General features: G+C 30.8%; 2 protein-coding genes. Both read left to right on the forward strand.

Annotated features, from left to right (window positions below; all coding sequences use genetic code 11):
* On the forward strand, nt 1-1,166 hold a 1,166-nt coding region (locus QVP90_RS11865; protein WP_288204396.1), incomplete at its 5' end, for a GumC family protein.
* Nucleotides 1,159-2,455: oligosaccharide flippase family protein (locus tag QVP90_RS11870; protein ID WP_288204398.1), on the forward strand; the 1,297-nt coding region annotated here is incomplete at its 3' end. The genes QVP90_RS11865 and QVP90_RS11870, both read left to right, overlap by 8 nt.

Below are 2,455 nucleotides of genomic sequence, written 5' to 3' on the forward strand. Positions count from 1 at the left end.
AAAGTATTTTATATTTTAAGGTAAAAATATCCTCAAACAAATGCAATATTAAAGTATATAAGTCGGGAATACTTAAAAAGTTAATAGGCGAAACAACCTTTACCTCTCCCTGTGGGGAAATATCTACTCTCTATGGCAATTTTACAATATCACCAACCTCATACTATAACCCAGAAAAAAATTATAATATAAAAGTCGAATACAAAGGTTATGATTTGGCAGCTGAATTGCTGCAAAAGAAAGTAGAAGTAGATTTGATATCCAAAAAGGCAAACTTAATCAACCTTTCTACTACCGAATATAATTTCGAAAAAGGAAAAGATATTCTCAATTCTTTAATAAAAGCATATAATAGCCGAGGATTGGAACAAAGACACAAAGAGGCAAGTGATAAGTTAACTTTTTTGGACGAGAGATTAAATATAGTACAAAAAGAACTTTCTAATTTGGAAATTGATATAGAATTGTATAAAAAGCAACACAAACTTGCCGACATAGGAGCTGAACTTAAAGCCATCTATACAAATAACGGTCTTCTAAAAAAGCAGCAACTTGAAATAGAAACTCAATATGTTGTCATAGAATACATGGAGAATTTTATTATGGATCCCAAGAATCAATATTCGTTAATACCATTAAATATAGGACTCAATGACCCTAAAGCGATAGAAGGATTACAGCAATACAACGATGCACTATTGGAACGTATGAAATTATTAAAAAGTACTAATATCAATAATCCAGCAATAGAAATAGGTAATGAGCAACTAAATGCAATGCGCCTTAACTTATTGAACACTGTAAAAGGAATAAAAAATGGACTTAAAGTAACTCGCGACAAATTAATGGAACAAGACGAATTTTACGAAATGCGTTTAAAAGACGCCCCAACTCAAGAACGCGAATTCACAAATATACAGCGGCAAATGTATTTAAAACAAGAATTATATATATATCTGTTGCAGCAGAGAGAAGAAAGCTGCTTAACATTATCTTCAAACACCCCGAATTCTCAAATAGTTGATGCCGCATACTGTTTATCTAAACCGGTTTCTCCAAGATTATTGGTTATATTTATTATGATCATTTTCCTAACTTGCACAATGAGTATAGGTTATATTCTTATAAAAGAACATAACCATAGAAATGAAAGCCTAAATGACTAAAAAAAAAGTTCTAATCAATAATTCTATAAGTGGGGTATGTCAGCTAGTAATAACCGCTTTATTAACATTCTTCAGTATTCCTGTTTTTATCCATAAATTAGGAACTGATTTATATGGTGTATTTGCCTTAGTTTCCGTTATTGGAAATTTAAATTTATTTACCAATTTAGGATTAGATGTATCATTAACAAAATTTATAGCCGAGCAAGGGAAAAGTACAGAATCGGACAAGGATATATTAGTATCATTAATACTTTCGAGTTCAATTATCGTTCCAGTCAGTATTATCGCGTACTTATTACGTTCTTTTTTCCTTGGTAGTTTATTGGATATTCCTGATATTTATTACCAACAAGCCGAAGCTCTATTCTGTATGTTATTGCCTGCTAATGCAATATTACTAATAGGGCAAACTTTTATCGCCGTATTCAATGGCATGCAACGAATTTATTTGAGTAATATGATTCAATTAATTTATAGTTGTGTATATTGGGGAGGAATTATAATTGTTGTTTCTATGGGCTATCAATTGGAGACTATAGGATTAGTTATCTTATTCGCTGCAAGCCTATGGATGGCAACCAATATCTATTGTTTTTTTCGATATTGGAAAGGAATACAAATACAGAAATGCAGAAATAATCTACGAAGCAATGCGCAAAAACAAATAAAATATGGGGCAAAAATATATGCATCAGGGGTTGTTGCTTTCTTTAATGAGCCATTATTTAAAATACTAATATCAAACTATTTTGGAGTAAACGCAGTAGCTTATTTCGAAATAGCACTAAAGATTAGAGGTCAGGTGTCCGGGTTGTTTAATAAATTGATGCAACCGCTTTTCCCATATATATCACAATTAACAGAAACTAAACTTATTGCCAACTTAATAAAAGATATGACAATAAAAATATTTTGGTTAGTATTACCATTCTGCTGCATTCTATTTTTATCCTGCCACAATATCGTAAACTTGTGGCTCCGCTACGACATTGATAATTATTCATTATTCATTAATGGAATCGTTATTCCCTATTTACTGTTTTCACCACTTACACTACCGATCTACTATTATTTAATGGGTAAGAATCACCCCGAAAAAACAATTGTAATTCAGTTCTCATCAGTAATAGTTAACGTTATTGCATTCTATGCTTTATACCGTTTCACTGGATTTTATAGTATTATACTAAGCAATGCATTGTCTTATTTTGCCAGTTATCTTTTGGGAGTATATTATCAAAAGACTTTCCTTCAAATTAGATATAGAATTAATAGAAATAATATAT

Source organism: Bacteroides sp. CAG:189 (assembly GCF_000432295.1).
In the GTDB taxonomy this organism is placed as follows: domain Bacteria; phylum Bacteroidota; class Bacteroidia; order Bacteroidales; family Bacteroidaceae; genus Bacteroides; species Bacteroides salyersiae.